Below are 24675 nucleotides of genomic sequence, written 5' to 3'. Positions count from 1 at the left end.
TAATGTACGTCGCCGAGGCGCACCACTTTGGGCCGTTCGAGCCTGCAACTGCGGCACACTGGAGAAATGGTCCGGCCGATGTCGCTTCGGGCGCAGCTGCTGCTGCTCCAAATGGCGATCGTGCTTGTCACCGTGATCGGAACGGGCGTCGTCGCAAGCTGGCTACAGGAGCAACAGCTGCGCAATGCGTATCGAGACCGGATGATCGCGGTGGCGCAATCGGTGGCTACTCTGCCGTCCATCATCGACGCCCTCGGTAAGCCAGACCCGGCGAGCACCATTCAGCCCATTGCCGAGGTCGTGCGCAAAGCGTCGAACGTGACCTACATCGTCGTCGCGAACGACAAGGGCATTCGCTACTCGCACCCCAATCCCGATCTCATCGGCGAACACGTCTCCACCGACCCCTCCACTGCGCTTTCCGGTCACATGTACGTGGGAACGCAGACCGGCACACTCGGCACCTCGTGGCGCGTCAAAGTTCCGATCTTTGGCGCGAAGCATGCCGTCATCGGTGTGGTCTCCGTCGGCGTGCTCGAGGCCGATCTTCGCAGCGAGTACCTGGGCAACTCCGTGCTGCTCTTCATCACGATAGGCGTCGCGGCAATCCTCGGAGTCATCGGAGCCGCGTGGGTCAGCACCGTCATCCGAAAACGCATCTACGGACTCGAGCCCGAGGAGATCGCGGGACTCCTCGAAGAACGCGAAGCGCTCCTGCACGGCGTGCGCGAAGGGATCGTCGCGGTCGACGAGCACGGTCGCATCGCGTTGATCAACGACGCGGCGGCCCGACTGCTTGAGATCGACCAGCCAGCCGACCTGGTCGGGATGCGACCGGCCGATGTGCTCGATGCAGAGCTGGCCCGGTTCCTCGCGAGCGACGACGCCGAGCAGAGCTTCATTCTCTCGGGTGAACGCGTGCTCCTCGCCAGGCGTGACGTCGCGAAAACCGGAGACCGGCCTGTTGGCACCATTGCCATTCTTCGCGACAACACCGAGTTGCACGCGCTTCTCCGCGACCTCGACGGAGCGCACGGGCTCGCAGAAGGGCTGCGCGCCCAGGCGCACGGGTTCGCGAACCAGCTCCACGTGATCTCCGGTCTTCTCGAACTCGGGCACGTCGATGAGGCCGTCGCGTTCATCGCGCGTGTCGGCAACGGCGGCACTCTCACGAGCGTGTCGAGTTCCAGCGGTATCGCCGATCTCGAGATCAGCGCTCTGCTCCTCGTGAAGCAGACACAGGCGAAAGAGCTGGGGATCGCCATCTCCATCGATCCGGCATCCACGCTCTCGCCCCTTGCCGCCGGACCGGTCACCGACGCGCTACGCAACGACCTGCTCATCGTGATCGGGAACCTGCTGGACAACGCGATCGAAGCGTGCCAGCACGGCGGTCACATCTCGATCTCGATCGTCGAGCAACAACCTCACCCCAAACATCGCGAGATTCTCGTCCGCGTCACCGATGACGGTCCTGGTATCCCCAGCGCGCTGCGTGGGAAGGTCTTCGCTCCGGGCTACTCCTCGAAACCAGCGCCGAGCGGGCTGCAGGCGACAGGCCGCGGCATCGGCCTCGCGCTCGTCAAACGCATCGCCGAACGTCACGGCGGATCAGTCGAGGTTTCTGACAACCCCGATCTCGGCGCAACGTTCACCGTTCGACTCGTCAGCGCAGACTTCGTCGCAGCGGACCGCTCAGCCCTGCACGCGCGGAGGCCGTCGTGACGCAGGAACGACTCAGGGTGCTCGTCGTCGACGACGACGTGAGCGTGGCGCTCATTCATCACGAACTCGTTGACACCCGCCCGGATTTCGTCGTCGTCGGTGAGGCGCACAACGGGGCAACAGCGCTGACACAGATCGAACGGCTCGACCCCGATGTCGTGCTTCTCGACATCTACCTCCCCGACATGTCAGGCCTCGAGGTGCTCAGTCGCCTCAGGCTCGAGCACAGCAAACCGGTCGAGGTCATCGCTGTGACGGCCGCACGAGACCTCGACAGCGTTCGGGAAGCGCGGGCGAACGGGGTGCGGCACTACCTCGTGAAGCCATTCACGGCAGCCGCCCTTCGAGAGCGCCTCGATCAGGTGGCGCGGCATCACGCGGCGCTTCGACGCAACTCTCTGGGCCAGCCGCTCACACAGCACAGCGTGGACGAGATCATCGCGAGCCCCGCCCCGCGAATGGCGCCGCCCCTGCCTAAGGGGTTGTCGAAGGCGACCCTGGAACGCGTGTCCACCACGCTGAGAGACTCCCCCGATGACCTGTCGGCGTACGAAGTCGCCACGACGGTCGGGATGTCGCGGGTGAGTGCCCGGCGTTACCTCGAGCATCTGGTGGGTTGCGGTCTCGCCTCCGTGTCTCCGAGGTATGGAACGGCGGGGAGGCCGGAGAACCGGTATCGCTCGACGCTGTAGCGGCCGGGTTTCGAGACGGCGCTGCGCGCCTCCTCAACCGGCGTGAAGGCGGCGCTGCGCGCCTCCTCAACCGGCGTGGCGACGGCGCTGCGCGCCTCCTCAACCGGCGTGAAGGCGGCGCTGCGCGCCTCCTCAACCGGCGTGCGCGGTGACGAGCACGTGCGAGAGTTCCGCGAGCCCAGAGAGCGACAGGCCGGCATCCATCAGATAACGGCGAACGCCGCCGTACGTTTCGTCGATCAGGTCAAGCGCCGACGCGAGCGCCTCTCGCGGGCTACCGCCCATGAGCACGCGCAGTTCCGGTGTGGCCTCGACGCCGTGCTCCGCGATCATGGCCAGCATGCCATCGAGCCATTCGCCATCGAGGTTCGCCTCTGAGAGCGCGTAGTCGTCGAGCACGAGCTCACGGTCGACGCCGACCGCCAGAAGCGCCAGCGCAACGACGACGCCCGTGCGATCCTTGCCCGCCGTGCAATGCACGAGCACGCCGCCGCCGCTTCCGGCGATATCGCGCAGCGCCTCAGCCACCACCGCCGCGTGCTCCGTCACGATCTTGCGGTACAGGTCGGGCAGGCTGATCACGCCCGGCTCCTGCGAGGCGCCCGAGCCCTCGAACACGGGCAGCCGCCGCACGTCGACGTCGAGATCGCCGAGGTCGTCCGGCATGAGTTGTGCCTCGAAGTCGTCGCGCAGGTCGATGACCGTGCGGATGCCGAGCTGCGCGAGCTCCCGCCGCCCGGCTGGCCCGAGCGCGTGCAAACCGTCAGAGCGGAATAGCGTGCCCTCTCGAACCAGGCCACCGTCGGCGGGATACCCGCCGGCGTCGCGAAAGTTGTATGTGCCGGGAACGGGAATGCGACGCTGGCTCATCCGCTCATTCCCCAAGACGCTGCTTCGTCGAGATCGCCCGGTCGGCCTCGCGCTTGTCCTGTCGCTCGCGCAGCGCCTGCCGCTTGTCGTACTCCTTCTTGCCCTTCGCGACGGCGAGCTCGACCTTGGCGCGGCCGTCGCTGAAGTAGATGGAGAGCGGCACGATCGTGTAACCGCCCTGCTTGACCTTGTTGTGGATCTTCAGGATCTGCGCCTTGTGCAGCAGCAGCTTGCGCTTGCGGCGCGGCGCATGGTTGTTCCACGTGCCGTCGGCGTACTCGGGAATGTGCACCGCATCGAGCCAGGCCTCCCCCGCATCGACGAACGCGTAGCCATCGACGAGCGACGCCCGCCCGGCACGAAGCGACTTCACCTCGGTGCCCGTGAGCACCAGGCCGGCCTCATAGGTGTCCTCGATGAGGTAGTCGTGGCGGGCGCGCCGATTGGTGGCCACGACCTTCTGACCACGTTCCTTGGGCACGGCGTACTCCTGTAAGTCTTCGAGCGGATGCGTGCGCGCGAGCGCGCGCAGCCCATCAGTCTAGCGAAGAGGAGGCGGGTGGGTTTCGAGGCGGCGCTGCGCGGCTCTTGGCCCGCGTGGGCTCAGATGCGCAGGTAGCGGCTGATCGCCACATTGGCGGAGACCGCCGCGAGCACCACGCCGATGCCGAGCAGCGCCGGCACCACCACATAGGTCGCGTCGATGCCGACGAACGCGATCGAGCCGATGTGCGTCGCCAGGTAGTTGTGCACGAAGAACTGCACGATGCCGACGACCGCCGCTCCGGCCAGAATCGACCCGATGAGCGCCGCGAACACCCCCTCGAGAATGAACGGCGTTCGAATGAACCTGTTCGACGCCCCCACGAGGCGCATGATGCCCAGCTCCCGTCTTCGCGAGATCGCGGAGAGCCGAATGGTGGTCGCGATGAGCATGGCGGCCGCCACGAGCATGAGCGCCGCGATGCCGATCGCCGTGTAACTCGCCACATTCAGGATCTGGAAGATGGGCTCGAGATAGCTCCGCTGGTCGACGACGCTCTGCACACCCGCCATTCCGGAAAGGCTCTCGGTGAGCACATCCGACTGCTGTGGGTCTTTGAGATTCACCCAGAACGTCTCGTTCAGGTACTCCGGCGTCACCGACTCGGCAACGGGGTTGCCCTTGAACTGCTGCTTGAAGTGCTTGAACGCCTGCTCGTGGTTCTCGAACGTGTACTTCTGAATGTACTTCGCCAGCGTCGGCGACTGCAGCTCGCCCTTGACCGCGGCGATCTGTTCGGCATTCGCCTCGCCGCCCTCGCAGTTGTCGGTTGCGGTGCACATGTACACGGCGACCTGCGCCTTGTCGTACCAGTACCCCTTCATCTGCCCGATCTGCATCTGCAGCAGAATGGCCGCGCCCACGAACGTGAGCGAGATGAACGTCACCAGAATGACCGAGACCACCATGGAGACGTTGCGACGCAGTCCGTTCGCCGCCTCTGACCAGATCAGTGCGAACCTCATTTGACCGGCCCCACGTTCTGCTCGCCCTCGTCGTCGTCTCTGCGGTCGGGAGCGCGCAGCCCCAGCTTCTCTGCGAGAGAGAGCTCGCCACGAAGGTCATCGGATGCCGCCTGCCTCGCCCGATACACGGGCTGCGTCGGCGGTGTTGCGAAGTGCGCGTCCACCGGGGCGGCGGGCGCCGAGGCGTAGACCGGCTGCGGTGCGGGCGGGGCCTGGGGCGCCGGCTCGGGCTCCGCCGCCGGGGTGCGGCGCGGGGCCGGCTCTGGTGCAGGCTGCGGCACCGGGGCCGGAGGGACAGCGGCGGGGACGGGGGCGACCGTGGGTGCAGGTGCGGCAGCCGCATCCGCTTCTCTGATGACCGGAATGGTCGTGGTGTAGCCGCCGTGGCGCTCGTCTCGCACGATGCGCCCGTTGGTCAGCTCGATGACGCGCTGCTGCATCTTGTCGACGATGGCGGCCTCGTGCGTGGCCATGAGCACGGTCGTGCCGCCCGCGTTGATGCGCTGCAGCACGGCCATGATGCCCGCGCTCGTGGCGGGGTCGAGGTTGCCGGTGGGCTCGTCGGCCAGCAGGATCTGCGGCTTGTTGACGACCGCGCGGGCGATGGCCACGCGCTGCTGCTCACCGCCGGAGAGCTCGTGCGGAAGGCGCTGCTCCTTGCCGGTGAGGCCGACCATCTCGAGCACGTCGGGCACTGCCTCCTGAATGAAGCCGCGGGACTTGCCGATGACCTGCAGCGTGAACGCCACGTTGTCGAAGACGGTCTTGTTGCGCAGCAGGCGGAAGTCCTGGAACACGACGCCGAGGTTGCGCCGGAAGTACGGCACCTTGCGGTTGGAGATGGTGCCGAGATCCTGGCCGAGCACGTGAATGGTGCCGTGCGTCGGCTTCTCCTCCTTGAGGATCAGCCGCAGGCAGCTGGACTTGCCGGACCCGGAGGCGCCGACGAGGAACACGAACTCGCCGCGTAACACCTCGAGGGTGATGTCGTCGAGTGCGGGCCTCGTGGTGCCCGAGTATTTCTTGGAGACGCTGTCGAACCGGATCATGACCCGCTCAGCCTAAGCAGACTTCGAGCGGATACGGCCCAGCGACTCGCCAGGGCCGAATTTGCGCGCGCTACGACGCCTTGCCCGCGCCCGCGCGCCAGCGGATGCCGGCTGCGATGAAGCCGTCGAGGTCGCCGTCGAACACGGCCTGCGGGTTGTTGACCTCGTGCTCGGTGCGCAGGTCTTTGACCATCTGGTACGGCGCGAGCACGTAGCTGCGGATCTGGTCACCCCAACTCGCCGTGATGGTGCCGGCCAGCTCCTTCTTCTTCGCGGCGTCCTCCTCGCGCTGCTTGAGCAGCAGGCGGGACTGCAGCACGCGAAGAGCGGCCGCGCGGTTCTGAATCTGGCTCTTCTCGTTCTGCATCGAGACGACGATGCCGGTGGGGATGTGCGTGATGCGCACCGCCGAGTCGGTCGTATTGACCGACTGCCCGCCCGGTCCCGACGAGCGGAAGACGTCGACGCGCATGTCGGATTCGGGGATCTCGATCTCGCCCGTCTCCTGCATCAGCGGGATCACCTCGACGGCCGCGAAGCTCGTCTGGCGCTTGCCCGCCGAGTTGAATGGGCTCATCCGCACCAGGCGGTGCGTGCCCGCCTCCACCGAGAGCGTGCCGAACGCGTGCGGAGCGGAGACCTCGAACGTGGCCGACTTGATGCCGGCCTCCTCGGCGTAGCTCGTATCCATGACCGTCGTCGAGTAGCCGTGCTGCTCCGCCCAGCGCAGGTACATGCGCAGCAGCATGTCGGCGAAGTCGGCCGCATCCACTCCCCCGGCGCCGGCGCGGATCGTGACGACGGCGGGAAGCTCGTCGTACTCGCGGTTCAGCAGTGTCGTGACCTCGAGCTCGCCGATGGACTTCTGCAGCCCGGCGAGTTCGCCGCGCGCCTCCTGTGCCGACTCGTCGTCGTTCTCGGAATTCGCCAGCTCGACGAGCACCTCGAGGTCGTCGAGGCGCCGCTCGATGGCGGTGATGCGCGCCAGCTCGCTCTGGCGGTGGCTGAGTTCGCTCGTCACCTTCTGCGCGCGCTCCGTGTCGTCCCAGAGATCGGGCACGCCGGCCTCCTCGCTGAGGCGGGCGATGTCGGCTCTCAGCCGGTCGACATCGACAACCGAGCGGATGTCGGCGAAAGTCGTGCGCAAGTCGGCGATCTGGGCCGCGATATCAAGTTCAACCATGTCGCTGCCAGCCTACCGGGCGCCGCGGAGCTGGCATCAGCCGGAGGGCCCCGGAGCCGGCGAAGCCGGCGGGTTGAGGAGCCGGCGAAGCCGGCGTCTCGAAACCCCCGGAGCCGGCGAAGCCGGCGTCTCGAAACCCCCGGGTCGCTTAGGCTGGAGGTCGCCATGTCGAGCGAAGAGCAACCCTTCAGCATCCGCGCCGTTGCCCTTGCCGCGTTCGTGCCGACGCTCATCTTCTCCATCGGCGAGGGCGCGATCATTCCCATCATCCCGATCGTCGCGAGTAATCTCGGGGCGGGCCTGGCGCTTGCCGGATTCATCGGCGGCATGATCATGGTCGGCGAGCTGCTCGGCGACATTCCGAGCGGCTGGGTCGTCGCGCGGGTCGGCGAGCGCAACGCCATGATCTGGGCGTCGTTCCTGTGCATCATCGGCCTGGGCATCTGCGTCGCGTCGCCGACGACGTGGGCGCTCACGATCGGCGTGTTCCTGATCGGCATCGCCACGGCGGTCTTCGCGCTCGCCCGGCACGCGTTCATGACCGGCTACGTGCCGCTGAAGTACCGGGCGCGGGCGCTGAGCACGCTCGGCGGGGTGTTCCGCGGCGGCTGGTTCGTCGGCCCGTTCATCAGCGCGGGGGTCATCTCTCTCTTCGGCGACACGCATGCCGTGTTCTGGGTGCACATCGCGGCGTGCGTGCTTGCAGCCGTGGTGCTCATCATCGTGCCCGACCCGAGCGCAACGGTCGCGAGGCAGCGCGCGAGCGTAGCGGGGCAAAGAACCCAGCCAGCGGATGTCGGCAGACTCGAGGCGAAGCAGCGCACCGACGGCCTGTTCCGCACGATCGTGGCCCACCGCGAGGTGCTCAGCCGCATGGGCGTCGGTGCCGCGCTGATCGGCGGGCTGCGGTCGTCTCGTACCGTGATCCTGCCGTTGTATGCCGTCGCGATCGGCCTCAGCGACGCGAACACCGCCTTCATCATCGGCATTGCGGGCGCGGTGGACTTCGCCCTCTTCTACGTCTCGGGCCAGATCATGGACCGCTACGGCCGCATGTGGTCGGCCATCCCGTCGATGATCGGCCTCGGCCTCGCGCACATCGCGCTCGCGTTCGTCACGACCGAGCCGTTCTTCATCGCGGTGGCGGTCGCGATGTCGGTGGCGAACGGAATCGGCAGCGGCATCCTCATGACCCTGGGCGCGGACCTGGCACCGCCTGGTTCCCCCGCGCCGTTCCTCGGGGCCTGGCGATTCACCGGCGATGCCGGTCAGGCCGCCGCACCGCTGGCGGTCTCGGGTGTCACGGCGGTTCTCTCGCTGGGCTTCGCCTCGGTCGGCATGGGCGTGCTCGGCCTCATCGGCGCGGGCCTGCTCGTGCGCTGGATCCCGCGGTATATCCCGAGCCGGCGCTAACGATCTGTGCCGCGCCGAGCCAGCCACGTTTGCCTGAAGCAACTCACGCTCACCAGAAGACCGATCTCGCGCGTGAGGTCACCTCGAGGCGAATGCCGTCTGGTACGAGCAGTGAGACGACCGGCGGCTTCCAGGAGGCGCCGAGCGTGACGCTCGCGCTCTGGCCGTCGTCGGTTCCCGCGCCGGCCACGGCCAGATCGTCGAAGTGGCCGATGGGGTTGTCGTGCAGGTAGGCGCGGACGGCGTCGCGCACGCCGTCGTCGGTGAGCTCGGCGTGCAGGCGCGCATCCGTCACCGTGACGTCGGAAAGGTCGAAGGACTCCGCTGCGGCGAGCGCCGCACCATCCGCGAGGGTGTAAAGCCGCTTGCGCTCGAGGTACAGCGACGTGGCGGCCGTGACGAGCAGGATCACCACGAGGCAGAGCGCGGCGAAGAAGATGATCAGGGGCATGGTCGAGCCCTCGTCATCCGCCCATCGTCGTCGCATTCTCATGGAGCGACCCGGAAGCGAGAGACGCGTTCGGCGGCCGTCGCCTCGACCGGCACGCTTGCGGCCGTGTCCAGATCGAGCACGGCAGGAACGAGTGGGAGGGCCACCCGGGCGCGCACGGTGACCGTCACGGTCGCATTGCGCTCGAGGCACCGGGCAGGGTCAGGCGAACAGCGGATGTCGACGCGAGCGGCCGACTCGTCCAGGCCGTAGTCGGCGAGGGCGAACTCGATCGCTCGGGCCGCACGCTGCTCGGCGTCGGCCTGCGTCGGAGCCTGCACATACACGCGCGCTGCCTGTCGTGCGGCACCCTCCACGGCGAGGGCGCCGGCCTGGACCGCGGCGATGGCCAGAACCAGGTAGACCATCGGCACGAGCAGGAGAACCCCGAGTGAGATGAACTCGAGCGAGGCGGAGCCGTCATCCGCCCGCCACCTCGCCCAGCGTCTCTCGTGCCGCATGCCCGGTCACCTCCAAACCATCGCTGATTCCGAGCAAACCGATGAGAGGCAGGGGCGCCCGCACCGTGATCTCAATGGCGCTCTGCCCCAGATAGGAACCCGTGGAGGCGCGGATGTCGCCGGCATATGCCGGGCTGAGCGCGGTGCTGATGAGGTCGGCTGTGCGTTCTCGGCCCTCCTCGAGTGAGTTGTCGGCAAGCGCGGCGTACCGCGCGCCCTCCGCCGCGGCGTCAAGCACGGTGTTTCGCACGTGCAGGGCAAGCGCGAGCTGCAGCACAGAGAGAGTGAGAACGGTGAGGAGCGCGCCGACCATGACGAACTCGGCCGGCGCCGAGCCGTTCTGTTGACGAAGATGGCGCCACAGCGCCCTCACCTCTGGCACCACCCGGGTCAGAACGCAATGACGCGGTCGATGGCCTGCTGGAAGACCTGGCTGAGCGCGGGCCCGGCGAGGCCCCAGATGATGATCACGAGTCCCGCGGTCATGAGAGTGATCAGCACCCAGCCGGGAACGTCACCGCGCTCGTCGCGCAGGGCGCGACGCATCCGTACGAGCATGTGTTTCTCCTTTGCGTTGTGGACAGTGATGAGTGCGTGGCGGGGTCACAGCCCCGACTGCAGAACGAAGATGCCGGGGTAGATGGCAAAGAGCACGGTCACCGGGAGGATCAGGAACACGAGAGGCACCATCATGGCGACCTCCTTGCGGCCAGCGAGCTCGAGAAGCTGCCTCTTCGCGTCCTCCCGCGAATCCTGAGCCTGCGCACGCAGCACCTCGGCGAGCGGGGACCCGTGATCGAGTGCGGCGACGACGGCCTCGACGAATCGGGTCAGCATGGGCAGCCCGGCACGGTCGGCCAGCGAGCGCAGCGCGTTGGCGAGCGGAACGCCGGTTCGCACCTCGCGGACCACGGCGCCGAGCTCGCGAGTCAGCTCGCCCGAGCTCGCCCGGCTCACCCGTGCTACGGCGTCGAGAATGCCCTCACCCGCCGCCAGGCACAGCGACAGGAACTCGACCACCGTCGGGAACTCCTCAGCGAGGCGCGCCACCCGGCGAACCGCTGCTCGCTTCAGCAGCCAGTCGGCCAGAATGAACGCGCAGAGGGCAGCGACGAGCGGCACGGCGACCTGCACAAGAGGCGGCAGCACCCGCACCGCGCCGACCGCGACGACGGCGAGGATCCCGGCACCCAGCCCGCCGACCGCCCACAGCAGTTGACGGCCCCGGAACTGGTCTACCGTGCGCTCAAGACCCGCCTGCCTCAGGCGCCGCTGAATGGATTCGTTGCCCCCGACGAGGTCGGAGACCGCCCGTCGAAGCGTCGTCGCCAACGGCCCGAGCAGGCCGCCGATCACCGGCAACGGTTCAGCCCGAGTCCGGGCGAGGCGGGCAACTGCCGCGTCGGAGACGTCGACGATGTACGGCGCGACCCTGTCGGCAAGGCGCGGCCGGCTGAAGCGAGGCAGCGCGCCGACGACGGCCCACAGGCCCAGCCCCATCGCGAGCCCGCAGACCACTCCCCACGCCTCGGCCTGGCTCATCGGAACCAGCGCTTCTCTTCGGGCAGCCGACCGAGGCGACGAATGAGGCGGTACGCGATGACCGAGACGACGAGCCCGGCCACGACCACCGTCACGCCGGTCGGCGAGTTGTAGGCCTGGGCGGCTTCGGGGCGGGTGGCGAGCAGCAACAGCACGAGCCAGGGTGCGGCGACGCCCAGCCTGGCCGCGTTCGTCACCCACGACTGCCGCGCCGCGACCTCCGAGCGGATGGCGGACTCCTCACGCAGCGACGCTGCCAGTGCACGCAGCACCCTGGTCAGGTCGGTTCCGCCCACCTCCCTCGCCATTCGCAGAGTCTCAAGGATGCGATCCGCAACCGGGTCGGCAAGGCGCTCCTTCACGGTGTCGACACTGCGCTGGAAGTTACCGGTGACCCGGTAGTCGCGTTCGAAGGCGGTGAACGCGGGCCGTGTGGCCGGCGGACCAACGTGCGCGAGGGTGGCCAGGCTGTCGGGAAGCGCGAGACCGGAGCGCACCGAGGCGACCAGCTGGTCCACGGCATCCGGCCACACGGCCCTGTTCGCCCGCCGCCGGGCTGAAGCCCGCATGCTCACGACGAGGGTCGGCAGCACCGCGCCGACAACGGTGACAGCGGCCGCGAGCGCCACGACGCCGAGCGCGGCCTGCGCGAGCGCACCGAACGTGAGACCAACGATGCCCGAGACCGCGATGAACGCGGAGACGGGAACACCGGGCATGCCGGCGAGGGCGAGGCGCAGGCGCAGGCCGTCGAGCGCGCCACCGCCCCGCGCAGCACGCGGCGCGCGCCCGGAGGTCGGCCACAGCAGAGGCGAAACAGCGAGCAGAACGCCCGCCGCGCACAGGCAGGCCAGGATGAGGCTCATGCGCGCTCCTGTCGCAGCACGATGGCCGGGTCGAGCCCGGCGGCCGCGAACTTGGCCGTCTTCGTCGGGTGGCTTCCCGTGGCCCGAAGCACGCCGTCACGAGTGACGAAGATCGGGCTCGCCTCGATCACCTGCCCGGAGACGTTGCCGCTCGGCGCGAGAATCTCGGCGATGCGCCGGGTGCCGCGGCGGTCCATCTCGCAGTGCACGACGATGTCGATGCAGCCGGCGACCGTGGGCACGACGAAGGCCGAATCGATGTTGCGCCCGGCGAGCAGCGGCAACGTCGCGAGCTTGGCGAGGGCGTCACGTGCGGTGTTCGCGTGGATGCTGCACATGCCGGGCAGACCGGCGTTGAGCGCGATAAGCAGGTCGAGGCTCTCGGCCTCGCGCACCTCGCCGACCACGAGCCGGTCGGGGCGCATCCGCATGGCCTCTTTGATGAGGCGCCGCAGCGTGATCTCGCCCGTGCCCTCGAGGCTGGGTTGGCGGCACTGCATGGCAACGACGTCGGGCGCGGCGATGTCGAGCTCGAAGGTCTCCTCGACGGTGACGATGCGGTCACGCGGTCGCGCTGACGCGAGCAGGGCGTTCAGCATGGTGGTCTTGCCGCTCTGCGTGGCGCCGGAGACGAGGATGTTCTGCCCGGCAAGAACGGACATGCGTAGGAACTCGGCGGCCTGCTGCGGCATGGAGCCGAGCGCCACGAGCTGGTTCAGTTCACGGATGCGCCGCGTGAACTTGCGGATGTTCACCGACCAGTGCCGCTGCGTGATGTCGGGAATGACCACGTGCAGCCGCGAGCCGTCGGGAAGCGAGGCATCCACGAACGGCGAAGACAGGTCGACCCGGCGGCCCGAGGACTGCAGCATGCGCTCGACGAGGTCGCGCACTTCGGCGTCGGTGAGCACGGTGGGCGTCAGCTCAGAGATACCGGCCTTCGCGATGAAGACCCGGCTCGGCGCGTTGATCCAGATCTCCTCGACGTCCGGGTCGTCGAGGTACTGCTGGAGCGCGCCGAAGCCGGTGAGTGACGCCACGATGTCGCGCGCCGCCTGCTCCTCGTCGTCGATGGGCGGCAGGGTGCCCGCCAGGGCGCGCTCACTGTAGCGGCGCAACTCGTCACGCACGTAATCGCCCGCGCGCAGCCCTGCATCCGCCCCGTCGACCCCATCGCCGCGCACCCGGGAGCGCACGCGGTCGGTGATGAGTCGTACGGCGTCGGTCACCCCAGCATGATGGAGGAAAACGCGGATGCCGCGCGCAAGTTATCCACAGGAGGCGATGGCGAGCAGTTCCCGCGCCGCCGCGACCGGAGGCCTCGCCCGGCGCCAGATGGCGGTGATCGGGCGGTCGAGCACCAGCCCCTCCACCGCCACGCGCACGAGCCGGCCGAGTTGCACATCGTCGCGCACCGCGAGCGCGCTGAGCGCTCCCGGCGCGATGCCGCCCGCGATCGCGGAACGCACCGCCGCGCTCGTCGCGAGCTCGACCGCGGGGGCTGCGGCAGGAGCATCCGGCACGATGCGCGCAAGCTCGCCCTCGAGCGCGTCACGTGTTCCGCTGCCGACCTCGCGCGTCACGAGCGGGGTCGCGGCCAGCTCGCGTGGCGTCAACGGTACCGAGCGCGAGGCCCACGGATGGCCGGGAGCCACGACCACCGCCAGTTCGTCGCGGCCGACCACCCGCTGCGCGAGGTCGCCCGGCAGGTTCGGGCTCTCGATGAAGCCGAGGTCGGCGGCGCCGCTGCGCACCCGCTCGGATGCGTCGGCGCTGTTGGCGACGCTCAGTTCGACGGCGGTCGGGGCACGGCCGACACCCTCTTCGTCGCGGCGCAGCGTCACGAGCCACGGTGGGAGCAGGTGCTCGGCGACAGTCTGGCTGGCGACGACGCGCAGGCGGCGCGCGGTGTCGGTGCGAAGCGAGGCAACGCCGGCGTCGAGGCGCTCGGCCGCGGCGAGTAGATCGTTCGCCCAGTCGGCCACGAGTGCGCCGGTGGCGGTGAGGCGGGCGCCGCGCGGCGAGCGCGTCAGCAGGTCGACGCCGGCCAGCCCCTCGAGCGCGCGCATGCGTGCGGAGACCGCCTGCTGGGAGACGCCGAGCTCGCGCGCGGCAGCCGAGAGGCTGCCCAGCCGGTGCACTGCGCTCAGCATTTGCAGCGCGTACAGGTCGGGCATGCGGGTGCTCAGCACGCGCGGCCTCGATGACGCATGGGGCGAGGTGCGCGACGGCACTCACGGCGAGAAATCACCCTTCGAGGATACAAGCCGCGCTTGTGGCCTCCCAACATCGCGCCGGGTACCGCAGGCCGGCGCGCGGCGAGAAGAATGTCTGTCATGCCCTCTGCCCTCCGAATCCGCCTGCCCGGACTCGCCCTCGCCGCCGCCATCGCGGTCGTCGCCACCGTGATCGGCCACCTCATCCCGCTCATCGGCGGGCCCGTCTCCGGCATCGTCATCGGCGTCGTGCTCGGCCTGTTCCTTAAGCCGGGCCCGGTGCTCTCCCCCGGCGTCAAGACCGCGAGCAAGTTCGTGCTGCAGCTCTCGGTGGTCGTGCTCGGCTCGCAGCTCTCGCTCGCCGAGATCGCCCGCGCCGGCGTCGAATCGCTGCCCGTCATGCTCGGCACGCTCGTGGTATGCCTCGTCGGCGCCTGGCTCATCGGACGGTGGCTCGGAGTGGTGGGCAACCTGCGCACCCTCGTGGGGGTCGGCACGGGAATCTGCGGAGCATCCGCTATTGCCGCGGTCACTCCTGTGATCGGCGCGGTCGGCGCTGAGGTCGCCTACGCCGTCTCGACGATCTTCCTGTTCAATGTGGCGGCGGTGCTGCTGTTCCCGTTCATCGGGCACCTGCTCGGGCTCAGCCAGCACGCCTTCGGGCTCTTCGCCGGCACCGCCATCAACGACACCTCCTCGGTGGTGGCCGCCGCGACGACGTACGGCAGCGAGGCCGCCAACTACGCCGTCGTGGTCAAGCTCGTGCGTACGCTCATGATCATCCCCATCAGCCTGGGGCTTGCTGCGCTGGTCGGGCGGCGGGAGCGACGCCTCGCCATGATCGAGACAGCGGATGCCGCTGCCGCACCCGGCACCGAGGCCGCACCCCACACCGAAGCCGCACCCGGTACCGAGGCCGCACTCGGTACCGCCACGTCGCGCGCTGCCGCACCCGGCGCCGCCGCCCTCGACCCCGAAGCCCGCCGCCGGCCTCGCGTGCACGTGTTCCGCCTCGTCCCCTGGTTCCTCATCGGGTTCGTGGTCATCGCCGCCGTGAACTCGCTCGGTGTGATCCCCGCTGCCGCACACCCGGCGCTGAGCCAGGCATCCGTGTTCCTCATCACCATGGCGCTGTCGGCCATCGGCCTGTCGACCGACATCGCGGGCTTCCGCCGGGCGGGCGCGCGACCGCTGATCCTCGGCGGCTGCCTGTGGCTGCTCGTCTCGCTCACGAGCCTCGGCCTCCAGTTCGCCACCGGCCTCATGTGAGCGCCCGCTCCGTAGCGGCCACCCTGCCCATCAACGAACGATTCCGGCCAAATCGTGGGTGTAGGCGCCGAGCACCCGCAAAACAGCCCGACCCCGCCCACTCCGCGCTGGCAGCGCTCGCAGATCCGCAACCCCCCACTCTCTCGCACGCCCCGGCGCCCACACATTCACGCGCCGGAGATCCATGATGGCGCGGCGACCGCATTCTCGGTTAGGGTTACCTAAGTCGCGCACTCCCGGGCGCACGAAGCAGAGAAGGAACGGATGCTGCACACCGCCGCCCTCGACGGCCAACTCGGCGACGTGCTCGCCGGCGCAGGCGCCGTCGTCTTCTACCTCGCGGTCTGGGGCCTCGTCTTCGCCGGCACTGCCGTGTTCCTCGGCCTCTTCATCCCCTTCATCACGGGCGACTCGCTGCTGTTCGCCTCCGGCCTCGTCGCCGCAGCGAGCGGCAGCCTCAGCATCGCGGTGCTCGCGATCGGCACGGGCGTCGCGGCCTTCCTCGGTGACCAGGTCGGCTTCATCCTGGGTCGGCGCTACGGCCGCGGCTACCTTGACCGGCACGGCGGCCGCCGCACGCAGGCCGCGATCGCCCGCACCGAGCACTTCTACCGCACGTTCGGCTGGTGGGCCGTGGTGGTCGCCCGCTTCATGCCGTGGGCGCGCGTCTTCGTTCCCGCCATCGCCGGGGTGGGCCGCATGAACTACTACCGCTTCCTCACCAGCAACCTCGTCGGAGCCCTCGCCTGGGGCAGCGGCATGACCCTCGTGGGGTTCTACGCGGCGTCGATCCCCGGCGTGAAGAGCGCCGCCTACGTCGTGGGTGGGGCCTTCATCCTCGCCTCGATCGTCTTCGGCTACCGTGCCTGGCGCGCCGACCGCAAGACACGCACAGCGGATGCCGCCGCCTGACGGCGGCGCGCCCCGCCCGCACGCGCACCCGGCCGCGGATCCGGATCACCCCCTCGCTACACTGGTACGGCACTCGCGGGAGTGGTGGAATTGGCAGACACGCAGGATTTAGGTTCCTGTGCTTTCGAGCGTGGGGGTTCAAGTCCCCCCTTCCGCACCAGCGGAGGGTCGGCCGGGCGGCGTACATCGACCGGATGATCTTGCGCAGCATCCGACAAACGCGCATTGAACGCGCAGCCAGTCTCGCTAAGCTTTCAGCCATCCCATAAGTCGTACGGCGCCCCCACACTTCCTCGTTCTGGCACGGTCCAGCGATCCTCCTCTGGAGCAGCGTGATCCACACCTCACTGATTCCCTGGCTCGATTCCGCGACGATCATCGACGCCGCGGGGCCCTGGGCTCTGCTCGTCGTCTGCGGCATCATCTTCGCCGAGACCGGGCTGCTCGTCGGCTTCCTTCTGCCGGGCGATACCCTGCTCGTCATCACCGGCCTGCTCACGTTCGCCGCCCACGACCCGAGCGGCGACGGCAAGGGAATCCAGATCGACATCTGGTGGGTGTGCCTTGCCATCGGCTTTGCCGCGTTCCTCGGTGGTGAGGCAGGCTATCTCATCGGCCACAAGGCCGGCCCCCGCGTGTTCGAGCGCAAGGAATCGGGGCTCTTCAGTGTGAAGAACGTCGAGCGCACGAACGCGTTCTTCGAGCGCTTCGGCCCCATCGCCGTCATCGTCGCGCGTTTCGTGCCGATCGTGCGCACCTTCGCGCCGGTTGCGGCGGGCGTCGGCCACATGAACTACCGCAAGTACAGCCTCTACAACCTCATCGGAGCGCTCATCTGGGGCGCCGGCATCACGCTGTTCGGGTACCTGCTCGGCTATATTCCGCCCGTCGCCGACTTCGTCGAGAAGTACATCGACCTCATTCTCGTCGCCGCCGTCGTCGTGACCTTCGTGCCTGCGCTCTACCACTACCTCCGCGAGGCGCACAAGGCCAAGAAGAGCCAGGCGCGACCGACGGATGCGGCAGACGCTCCCGTCGAGTAGCAGGTCCATTCACCCGCGCCTCAGCGGTGCAGCGCCTCAGCGGTGCAGCGCCTCAGCGGTGCAGCGTCTCAGCGGTGCAGCGTCTCAGCGGTGCAGCGTCTCAGCGGTGAACCTCGCCCTCGTGGTCGGCGTGCTCCGCCGGCTCGAGCTGGAACGTGGAGTGTTCGACGTCGAAGTGCTGCGCGAGACATCCGCTCAATTCATCGAGCAGGGCACCGGCGCCACCCGCGCGGAAAAGCGACGCCTCGACCACCACATGGGCGGTGAAGACCGGCGCGCCCGACGTGATGGCCCACACGTGCACGTCGTGCACAGCCACCACGCCCGCCGTGCCCGCGATGTGCCGGCGAATCTCGGCGACGTCTGTCGTCGCCGGCGCCGCCTCGCTCAGCACGCGCACCACGTCTCGCAGCAGGGAGAACGCGCGCGGCAGGATCATGGCGGCGATCACCAGCGAGGCGATCGCGTCGGCCGGCGTGAAGCCGGTCGTGAGCAGCACGAGAGCCGCAACGATGACCGCTATGGCTCCGAGCAGGTCGCCGAGCACCTCGAGGTAGGCGCCGCGCATGTTGATGGAGTGCTGCGCAGCGGGCCGCAGCACGAACAGCGCCACCGCGTTGGCTACCAGCCCGATGGCTGCGGCAACGAGCATGGGGATGCTCTGCACCTCCGCCTCTGCCGGCGCGACGAGCCTGCCGATCGCTCCCACCGTGACCGCGACCGCCACCACCGAGAGGATCACGCCGTTGACGAGCGCGCCGAACACCTCGGCCCGCCGGTAGCCGAAAGTCTGCCTGTCGGTCGCGGGCCGCGCCGCCACGATCACGGCGGTGAGCGCCACGATGAGGCCGATGAGGTCGCTCAGCATGTGCCCCGCGTCCGCGAGCAACGCGAGCGAGCCGCTCAGCCAGGCGCCGGCAACCTGAACGAGCAGCACGCAGACGACGATGCCGATGGCGATGCCGAGGCGCGCCCGGCTCGTGTCGGGCGAAGCGTGGCTGTGCTCATGCGCCATAGTGCCTCCCGCCTCGCGTCACTTCAACGGTAGATCGACTCGGGTCGCTGGCGCTATGGCTGCGTGGCGTCAGAGAGCCGAGAGAACGGGGATGAGCTTCTCGAACGCGCGCGCTCGATGGCTCACGGCGTTCTTCTCCTCGGGCGAGAGCTCGGCTGAGCTGACATCGCTGCCGGCCGGCACGAAGATGGGGTCGTAGCCGAAGCCGTTCGTGCCCGACTCGACGCTCGCCACGTGGCCGGGCCAGACGCCCTCGACGACGCTTTCCCCCAAGCGCTGGGGCAGCCCCGCGGGCACCACGAGCGCGATGCTGCAGTGGAACGAGGCGCTGCGATTCTCCTCGCGGATGTCGGCGAGCTGGTCGAGCAGCAGGCGAAGGTTCGCCCGCGCATCCCCGTGACTGCCGGCCCAGCGCGCCGAGAAGATGCCGGGGGCACCGCCCATCACGTCGACGCAGATTCCCGAGTCGTCCGCGAGCGCGATGAGGCCCGTGTGGGCCGCCGCGACGCGCGCCTTGATGAGCGCGTTCTCGGCGAAGCTCGTGCCGTCTTCCACCGGCTCCGGCCCGTCATAGGCGAGGATGCGCAACGACGGCATCGCGGCGCCCAGGATCTTCTGGAACTCCTCGACCTTGTGCTGGTTGTGCGTGGCCAGCACGACCTCGAGCGTCATCGATCGAGCGCCTGGGCCTGCAGCCCGGCGAGCGTCACGGTGCCGCCGAGCGCGAGGTCGAGCAGCCCGTTGAGCTCGGCACGGTCGAACGGCGCGCCCTCGGCGGTGCCCTGCACCTCGACGAAGAGGCCGCGACCAGTGACCACCACGTTCATGTCGGTTTCGGCCCGCGAATCCTCCACGTAGGCGAGGTCGAGCATGGGCTCGCCATCAATGATGCCGACCGACACTGCCGAGACGCTGTCGAGAAGCGGAGTGGCCCGCTGCGCGATGAACTTGCGCTCGCGGCCCCACTCGAGCGCCTCGGCGAGCGCAATGTACGCGCCGGTGATCGCGGCGGTGCGCGTTCCGCCGTCGGCCTGCAGCACGTCACAGTCGAGCACGATGGTGTTCTCGCCGAGCGCCTTCATGTCGACGATCGAGCGCAGGCTGCGGCCGATGAGGCGGCTGATCTCGTGCGTGCGACCGCCGACCCGGCCCTTGATGGATTCGCGGTCGGTACGTTGGTTCGTCGCCCGGGGAAGCATGGCGTACTCGGCGGTGACCCATCCGCGCCCCTTGCCCGTGAGCCAGCGCGGCACGCCGTTCGTGAACGACGCCGTGCAGAGCACCTTGGTGCCGCCGTAGGAGATGAGCGCGCTGCCCTCGGCCTGGGCGCTCCAGCCTCGCTCGATCGTCACGGGTCGAAGCTGATCGGGGGTTCTGCCGTCTGCGCGAATGGTTGCCATCCCGCCAGCCTATCGAGGCGCGCGCCGCAGCTCGGCGGTATCGACCGCCTCGGTGTCGACCCGCTGCACGAGCGAGATCTCCGGACCCATGAAGCGGTGGGCGAGCCGCAGAAAGCCCGCGGTGTCGTCGCCCGTCGCGTCGTAGCTGAGGGTAGGCGGGCCGCTCTGCGTTCGCTCCAGGCCCTGGCTCACGAGCACCCGATACACATCGTTGGCCGTCTCGGTGTCGCTCGAGACGAGCGTGACGTCCTCGCCCATCACGTACGAGATGGCGCCCTTCAGAAACGGGTAGTGCGTGCAGCCGAGCACGAGCGTGTCGACTCCGGCCCTCCGCAGCGGCTCGAGGTAGCCGGACGCAACATCGAGCAGCTCGTCGCCACGCGTCACCCCTGCCTCGACGAACTCGACGAAGCGCGGGCACGCCTGGCTGAAAAGCTGCAGGTCGGGCGCGGCGGCGAACGCATCCTCGTACGCGCGCGAGTTCACGGTGCCCTCCGTGCCGATCACGCCGACCCGCTTGTTCCTGGTCGCGGCAACCGCGCGTCGAACGGCGGGCTGGATCACCTCGATGACCGGCACCGAGTACCGCTCCCTCGCATCGCGCAGCATGGCCGCGCTCGCCGTGTTGCAGGCGATCACGAGCATCTTCACGCCGCGCTCGACGAGGTAGTCGAGAACCTCGAGCGCGTAGCGGCGCACCTCGGCGATGGGCTTGGGCCCGTACGGCGAATGCGCGGTGTCGCCGATGTACAGAATCGACTCGCCGGGCAGCTGGTCGCGTACCGCCCGGGCGACGGTGAGGCCGCCGACCCCGGAGTCGAAGATCCCGATTGGCGCATCCGTCACAACAGGCAATCCTAGTTCGTCACGCCGCCGTCGCCTCGTGGCCGGCGTGCGCGGGTCAGTAGGCTGGCGACGTGAACGGCTCCCCCGCACTGCGCACAGATCGTTACGAATTGACCATGGTGGATGCCGCGCTCCGCGCGGGCACGCACGAACGCGAGTGCGTGTTCGAGGCCTTCGCCAGGCGACTTCCCGCAACCCGTCGCTACGGCATCGTCGCCGGCACGGGCCGCCTGCTCGAGCTGATCGACCAGTTCCGGTTCGGCGACGACGAGCTCGACTGGCTACGCGAAGCGGCCGTCGTGGACGCCGCGACACTCGACTGGCTGGCGGACTACCGGTTCCGCGGAACGATCCACGGCTACCAGGAGGGCGAGGTGTACTTTCCCGGCTCACCCCTTCTCGTCGTCGACGCGCCGTTTGCCGAGGGGGTCGTGCTCGAGACTCTCATTCTGAGCGTGCTCAACTACGACTCCGCCGTCGCGAGCGCCGCCGCGCGCATGGTCTCTGCCGCCGGCGGACGGCCGCTCGCCGAGATGGGTTCGCGCCGCGCCAACGAGCATGCCGCCGTCACCGCCGCGCGGGCCGCGTTCATCGCCGGCTTCAGCGCCACGTCGAACCTGGAGGCCGGGCGGCACTGGGGCGTGCCGACCATGGGCACCGCCGCCCACGCGTTCACGTTGTTGCACGACAGTGAGGAGGACGCGTTCCGGGCCCAGGTCGACGCGCTCGGCCCCGGCACCACGCTGCTCGTCGACACGTTCGACGTGCATGCCGCCATCGAGCTGGCCGTGAAGGTGGCTGGCCCCGAGCTCGGCGCCGTGCGCCTCGACTCCGGCGACCTGCCCCCGCTGGTGAAGGAGGTGCGCACCCACCTCGACTCCCTCGGCGCCGTGAACACGAAGATCACCGTGACGAACGACCTCGACGAGTACACCATCGCCGCTCTCGCCGCCTCCCCCGTGGACTCGTATGGGGTCGGCACGGCCGTGGTCACGGGGTCGGGCTCGCCGGCATCCGGCATGGTCTACAAGCTCGTTGCGCATCGCAACGAGGCGGGCGCCTGGATCCCCGTGGCGAAGAACTCCGAGGGCAAGCGGGGGGTCGGCGGCCGGAAGCGGCCGGCGCGGCGTCTTGATGCGTCGGGGCGTGCGGTGGCCGAGGTGATCCACGTCGAGAAGCCCCAGGGCACGGATGTCGGCTCCGCCGATACCGGTGGTGACGCCCGCGGCGCCGCAGCCGGCGACGCCGCCCCCGAGCGCGAGCTGCTCGTTCCGCTTGTGGTCGACGGCATCGTCGACCAGCGTTACACGGGCCCGCGCGGCACGGCGCTCGCGCGGGAGCACCGCGCAGCATCCGTGGCGGAACTGCCGCCCGTGGCGTTCAGGCTCGGGCGGGGCGACCCCGTGCTGCCGACGCTGTACGAATAGGGGTCTCGATACGCGCTTCGCGTTACTCGACCAGCGCGTTACTCGAACAGCGGGTTACTCGACCAGCGCGTTACTCGTCGCGCATCCGCTCGTAGATCTCCTTGCACGTGGGGCACACGGGGAACTTCTCGGGGTCGCGCCCCGGCGTCCACTTCTTGCCGCACAGTGCGCGCACCGGCTTGCCGCTCATGGCCGACTCGAGGATCTTCTCCTTCTTCACATAGTGAGAGAAGCGCTCGTGGTCACCTGGCTCGATGGTCTCCTGCTCGAGAAGCTCCTCGAGCTCACGGTCGAGGGTGGCGGTGCCGCCGCCGTCGGGCGTCGCGCCCGGGTCAGAGATGCTCGACTGGTACATGCGTCAAGTGTATGTCGGGGCCCCGGCTGCCTGTCACAGCTAACTTCACGCGGGGCTCGGCTGCCGGTCGGGGCTCAGCCATTGCGCGTGGCGAAGGCCATGAGCTTCGGCGCCCGCCTCTCGAACACGATGCCGCCCACGTAGATGCCCGCCCAGACGGCGGCAACGCCGATGACGATGCCGGAGACAAACGCCCATGTGAGCCACATGGGATCGAGCAGGATGCCGAGCAGCATGAACACGATCACGGGAGACGAGACCAGGAGGATCGCCAGGAAGCTCACCGACTGCACGAGGGCGGCGGAGCCTCCGGATGTCTGTGGTTGCGTGAACGCACTCTGGCCCGGCTTGGTCGCGGGGTACGGGAACAGGGCGGACGACACGCTGGAGAGGCCGGCCCCGACGAGCAGCAGGGCGCAGCCGACGCCGGCGACGGCGCCGAGCACGGCCCAGTCGCCGTAGACGGCGGCAGTGATGAACGAGCCGACGACGACGAGGGGGATGCCGATCAGCAGCACAGGGAACAGCCTGCCGAAGCGGTCTGCGGCACCGTGCGTGCCCGAGACGATGTGCAGCCAGATGGCGGTGCTGTCGTAGGCGACGTCGTTGTGCATGGTCCAACCGAGGAACAGGCACATGACGGGCAGCGGCAGCAGGGCGACGTAGTGGGATTCGACGCCGGCGATCAGCAGCGCGATCACCATGAGCACCGGCACGAGCGGGATCATGACGAGCGACACCCAATAACGCACGTCGCGGCCCCAGTAGGTGAGGCTTCTGGCGGCGATCGCGCCCGCCGGGCGGTGCGGCAGCCGGCCGAACCAGCCGAGGCCCGTGTAGGCGCGGGCCTCGGCCTCGCGCTGCGGGGTGACGAGCATCTTCGCGACCAGCGCACGCCACGCGAGCCAGAGCAGGCCGAGCGTCGCGAGCGCGATGAGCAGCTTGAGCAGCGCCGCTCCCCAATGCCCCTGCGCGGCCTCGCCCGGCACCGAGAAGACGGCCCCGAGCGGCGTCCAGCCGAGCCACTTCACGATGCCGGAGAGCACCCGCACGCCCTCGTGCGCCCAGTCGACGCTCACGAGCATGATGACGACGGGCGAGATCATGACGATGGCGAGCACCCCGATGACGCCGGCGAAGTCGCGCGCCCGCCGGGTGGCGAGCGTGAATGCCGCGACCGAGGTCATCACTCTGGCCCCGAGCACGCAGGTGGGCACCAGAACGATCGCACACACCACGGCGAGAACCATGGTGAACCCGTCTCGCGACCAGGTGATGATCGAGGCGAGCGCGCAGATGCTCAGAACGAACGAAGGGATGCCGAGCAGCGCCGCGATGGCCAAGCCGCCCGCGAGTCGGTTGCTGTCGATCCCGTACAACGCGAACCGGCGCGGATCGAGCGTGTCATCGACGCCGAAAACAAGAGGGAGCAGCAGGAATCCCGCGAACACCGCTGCTCCGAACACCACGATGATGCTGTGCAGCAGCGCGACGTCGGTGACGAAGCGCGCGACGAACAGCAGAATCACTGCGATGAACGTGAAGCCGAGCCCGTAGATGAGGCCCACGATGAGCCCGAAGATCTGCCACGGGCTGCGGCGAAAGATGTTGACCAGCAGCCGCAGCTTCAGTCCGAGAAACTGTGCAACCACTCCATGCCTTCCGCTGCCTTGCGGCCACCCGCGAGCTCGACGAACCGATCTTCGAGGCTCTTCTCGCCGCGCACCTCGTCAACCGTGCCGGATGCGAGCACCTTGCCATCGACGATGATCGCGACACTGTCGCAGACGCGCTGAATGAGGTCCATGCCGTGGCTGGAGAGCACGACAGTGCCGCCGCCGTGCACGTACTTCTGCAGAATCTCGATCACGTTCGCCGCCGACACCGGGTCGACCGACTCGAACGGCTCATCAAGCACGAGAAGCCGGGGGGAATGGATCATGGCCGCGGCGAGCGCGATCTTCTTTGTCATGCCCGCCGAATAGTCGACCACGAGCCGGTTCAGCGCATCCTCAATGCCGAATGCCGAGGCGAGGTCGGCGGCTCGCGCCTTCACCGACGCCGCATCGAGCCCGCGCAGCGTTCCCGAATAGTAGAGCAGCTGGGCGCCCGTGAGCCGGTCGAACAACCGAAGTTGGTCGGGCAGCACGCCGATCGACCGCTTCGCCTGCTGCGGGTTCGCCCACACATCGATGCCGTGCACCGTGATGCCACCCGCATCGGGAAGCAGCAAGCCCGTGACCATGGAGAGCGTGGTTGTCTTGCCCGCACCGTTGGGACCGACGATGCCGTAGAACGAGCCCTCGCGCACCTCAAGCGAGATGCCGTCGACTGCCACGGTGTCGCCGAACCGCTTGACGAGGCCGCGCACCGCGAGCACGACGGGCCGCGG

Annotated in this window: 27 protein-coding genes and 1 tRNA gene; 8 read left to right on the top strand and 20 right to left on the bottom strand. The window is 68.8% G+C overall.

All coding sequences use genetic code 11. The features are described 5' to 3' along the window. Positions 1 to 66 precede the first annotated feature (66 nt). Together OSC27_RS06930 and OSC27_RS06925 are read left to right on the top strand one after the other, a co-directional pair. A complete protein-coding gene (locus OSC27_RS06930) occupies positions 67 to 1725 on the top strand; it encodes an ATP-binding protein (protein ID WP_267180716.1) in 1659 nt (552 codons plus the stop codon). Beyond that, on the top strand, positions 1722 to 2417 hold the full coding sequence (locus OSC27_RS06925; RefSeq protein WP_267180715.1) for a response regulator: 696 nt from the start codon (positions 1722 to 1724) through the stop codon (positions 2415 to 2417). The genes OSC27_RS06930 and OSC27_RS06925 overlap by 4 nt, the downstream gene beginning before the upstream one ends. Positions 2418 to 2549: 132 nt before the next feature. Here OSC27_RS06925 and OSC27_RS06920 read toward each other — a convergent pair whose 3' ends face one another. The 5 genes from OSC27_RS06920 to prfB all read right to left on the bottom strand — a co-directional run bounded on the left by OSC27_RS06920 (position 2550) and on the right by prfB (position 7028). Then, complete coding sequence (locus tag OSC27_RS06920; protein WP_267180714.1) at positions 2550 to 3287, bottom strand: tyrosine-protein phosphatase; 738 nt, start codon at positions 3285 to 3287, stop codon at positions 2550 to 2552. Between the two features lie 4 nt (positions 3288 to 3291). Then, complete coding sequence (gene smpB, locus OSC27_RS06915) at positions 3292 to 3768, bottom strand: SsrA-binding protein SmpB (protein WP_267180713.1); 477 nt, start codon at positions 3766 to 3768, stop codon at positions 3292 to 3294. A gap of 122 nt (positions 3769 to 3890) precedes the next feature. After that, the gene (gene ftsX / locus OSC27_RS06910; RefSeq protein ID WP_267180712.1) at positions 3891 to 4796 is read right to left on the bottom strand and encodes a permease-like cell division protein FtsX; all 906 of its coding nucleotides are present in this window, start codon (positions 4794 to 4796) and stop codon (positions 3891 to 3893) included. After that, positions 4793 to 5845 (bottom strand): cell division ATP-binding protein FtsE, encoded by a 1053-nt coding sequence (gene ftsE, locus OSC27_RS06905; protein WP_267180711.1) that lies wholly within the window; start codon positions 5843 to 5845, stop codon positions 4793 to 4795. Before ftsE ends, ftsX begins: the two co-directional genes overlap by 4 nt. A gap of 70 nt (positions 5846 to 5915) precedes the next feature. Beyond that, complete coding sequence (gene prfB, locus OSC27_RS06900) at positions 5916 to 7028, bottom strand: peptide chain release factor 2 (RefSeq protein ID WP_267180710.1); 1113 nt, start codon at positions 7026 to 7028, stop codon at positions 5916 to 5918. A gap of 165 nt (positions 7029 to 7193) precedes the next feature. Here prfB and OSC27_RS06895 point away from each other — a divergent pair, with 165 nt between their 5' ends. After that, positions 7194 to 8441, top strand: coding sequence for an MFS transporter (locus OSC27_RS06895; RefSeq protein WP_267180709.1), 1248 nt, complete (start codon positions 7194 to 7196; stop codon positions 8439 to 8441). 49 nt (positions 8442 to 8490) lie between these two features. Here the strand turns inward: OSC27_RS06895 and OSC27_RS06890 are convergent, their stop codons facing one another. Genes OSC27_RS06890 through OSC27_RS06855 form a run of 8 tightly spaced genes read right to left on the bottom strand, consistent with a single transcriptional unit; the run spans position 8491 to position 13992 of the window. Continuing rightward, a complete protein-coding gene (locus tag OSC27_RS06890) occupies positions 8491 to 8892 on the bottom strand; it encodes a pilus assembly protein TadG-related protein (RefSeq protein WP_267180708.1) in 402 nt (133 codons plus the stop codon). A 38-nt stretch (positions 8893 to 8930) separates the two neighbouring features. Next, complete coding sequence (locus OSC27_RS06885; RefSeq protein WP_267180707.1) at positions 8931 to 9392, bottom strand: hypothetical protein; 462 nt, start codon at positions 9390 to 9392, stop codon at positions 8931 to 8933. After that, positions 9352 to 9765, bottom strand: coding sequence for a TadE/TadG family type IV pilus assembly protein (locus OSC27_RS06880; RefSeq protein ID WP_267180706.1), 414 nt, complete (start codon positions 9763 to 9765; stop codon positions 9352 to 9354). The genes OSC27_RS06885 and OSC27_RS06880 overlap by 41 nt, the downstream gene beginning before the upstream one ends. A 17-nt stretch (positions 9766 to 9782) precedes the next feature. Next, positions 9783 to 9950, bottom strand: coding sequence for a hypothetical protein (locus tag OSC27_RS06875; protein WP_267180705.1), 168 nt, complete (start codon positions 9948 to 9950; stop codon positions 9783 to 9785). A 45-nt stretch (positions 9951 to 9995) separates the two neighbouring features. Next, a complete protein-coding gene (locus OSC27_RS06870) occupies positions 9996 to 10934 on the bottom strand; it encodes a type II secretion system F family protein (protein WP_267180704.1) in 939 nt (312 codons plus the stop codon). Further along, positions 10931 to 11800, bottom strand: a complete 870-nt coding sequence (locus tag OSC27_RS06865) for a type II secretion system F family protein (RefSeq protein ID WP_267180703.1) — start codon at positions 11798 to 11800, stop codon at positions 10931 to 10933. The genes OSC27_RS06870 and OSC27_RS06865 overlap by 4 nt, the downstream gene beginning before the upstream one ends. Next, complete coding sequence (locus OSC27_RS06860; RefSeq protein ID WP_416348828.1) at positions 11797 to 13029, bottom strand: CpaF family protein; 1233 nt, start codon at positions 13027 to 13029, stop codon at positions 11797 to 11799. The genes OSC27_RS06865 and OSC27_RS06860 overlap by 4 nt, the downstream gene beginning before the upstream one ends. 39 nt (positions 13030 to 13068) lie before the next feature. Next, positions 13069 to 13992 carry a LysR family transcriptional regulator gene (locus OSC27_RS06855; protein ID WP_267180702.1) on the bottom strand — a complete coding sequence of 308 codons (924 nt, stop codon included), beginning with the start codon at positions 13990 to 13992 and terminating at the stop codon, positions 13069 to 13071. 144 nt (positions 13993 to 14136) lie between these two features. Between OSC27_RS06855 and OSC27_RS06850 the strand changes: the two genes are divergently transcribed. The 4 genes from OSC27_RS06850 to OSC27_RS06835 all read left to right on the top strand — a co-directional run bounded on the left by OSC27_RS06850 (position 14137) and on the right by OSC27_RS06835 (position 17240). After that, a complete protein-coding gene (locus OSC27_RS06850; RefSeq protein ID WP_267180701.1) occupies positions 14137 to 15285 on the top strand; it encodes a YeiH family protein in 1149 nt (382 codons plus the stop codon). A 264-nt stretch (positions 15286 to 15549) separates the two neighbouring features. Further along, complete coding sequence (locus OSC27_RS06845; RefSeq protein ID WP_267180700.1) at positions 15550 to 16197, top strand: DedA family protein; 648 nt, start codon at positions 15550 to 15552, stop codon at positions 16195 to 16197. A gap of 75 nt (positions 16198 to 16272) precedes the next feature. Next, positions 16273 to 16357, top strand: a tRNA-Leu gene (locus OSC27_RS06840). A gap of 175 nt (positions 16358 to 16532) precedes the next feature. Next, the gene (locus OSC27_RS06835; RefSeq protein WP_267181157.1) at positions 16533 to 17240 is read left to right on the top strand and encodes a DedA family protein; all 708 of its coding nucleotides are present in this window, start codon (positions 16533 to 16535) and stop codon (positions 17238 to 17240) included. A gap of 100 nt (positions 17241 to 17340) precedes the next feature. Here the strand turns inward: OSC27_RS06835 and OSC27_RS06830 are convergent, their stop codons facing one another. From OSC27_RS06830 to murI, 4 genes are all read right to left on the bottom strand, one after another. Continuing rightward, entirely contained in the window at positions 17341 to 18255 is a 915-nt protein-coding gene (locus OSC27_RS06830) for a cation diffusion facilitator family transporter (RefSeq protein ID WP_267180699.1), read from the bottom strand. A gap of 69 nt (positions 18256 to 18324) precedes the next feature. After that, the gene (rdgB, locus tag OSC27_RS06825; protein WP_267180698.1) at positions 18325 to 18927 is read right to left on the bottom strand and encodes an RdgB/HAM1 family non-canonical purine NTP pyrophosphatase; all 603 of its coding nucleotides are present in this window, start codon (positions 18925 to 18927) and stop codon (positions 18325 to 18327) included. Continuing rightward, entirely contained in the window at positions 18924 to 19655 is a 732-nt protein-coding gene (gene rph / locus OSC27_RS06820) for a ribonuclease PH (protein WP_267180697.1), read from the bottom strand. Before rph ends, rdgB begins: the two co-directional genes overlap by 4 nt. 9 nt (positions 19656 to 19664) lie before the next feature. Next, positions 19665 to 20501: a glutamate racemase gene (murI, locus tag OSC27_RS06815; RefSeq protein ID WP_267180696.1), complete on the bottom strand. Its 837-nt coding sequence runs from the start codon at positions 20499 to 20501 to the stop codon at positions 19665 to 19667. Between the two features lie 71 nt (positions 20502 to 20572). On the opposite strand from murI, the gene OSC27_RS06810 reads away from it, so the two are divergent. Continuing rightward, entirely contained in the window at positions 20573 to 21928 is a 1356-nt protein-coding gene (locus OSC27_RS06810; protein ID WP_267180695.1) for a nicotinate phosphoribosyltransferase, read from the top strand. 70 nt (positions 21929 to 21998) lie between these two features. On the opposite strand, the gene OSC27_RS06805 is transcribed toward OSC27_RS06810, so the two are convergent. The 3 genes from OSC27_RS06805 to OSC27_RS06795 all read right to left on the bottom strand — a co-directional run bounded on the left by OSC27_RS06805 (position 21999) and on the right by OSC27_RS06795 (position 24663). Beyond that, positions 21999 to 22283, bottom strand: coding sequence for a DUF3039 domain-containing protein (locus tag OSC27_RS06805; protein ID WP_267180694.1), 285 nt, complete (start codon positions 22281 to 22283; stop codon positions 21999 to 22001). A 74-nt stretch (positions 22284 to 22357) separates the two neighbouring features. Further along, positions 22358 to 23935, bottom strand: coding sequence for a hypothetical protein (locus tag OSC27_RS06800; protein ID WP_267180693.1), 1578 nt, complete (start codon positions 23933 to 23935; stop codon positions 22358 to 22360). Next, the gene (locus OSC27_RS06795; protein ID WP_267181156.1) at positions 23911 to 24663 is read right to left on the bottom strand and encodes an ABC transporter ATP-binding protein; all 753 of its coding nucleotides are present in this window, start codon (positions 24661 to 24663) and stop codon (positions 23911 to 23913) included. The genes OSC27_RS06800 and OSC27_RS06795 overlap by 25 nt, the downstream gene beginning before the upstream one ends. Positions 24664 to 24675: the final 12 nt, after the last annotated feature.

The sequence above is a fragment of the Microbacterium sp. STN6 genome, assembly GCF_026410545.1.
Lineage (GTDB): Bacteria > Actinomycetota > Actinomycetes > Actinomycetales > Microbacteriaceae > Root112D2.
This window is presented reverse-complemented; position numbering and strand designations above follow the sequence as displayed.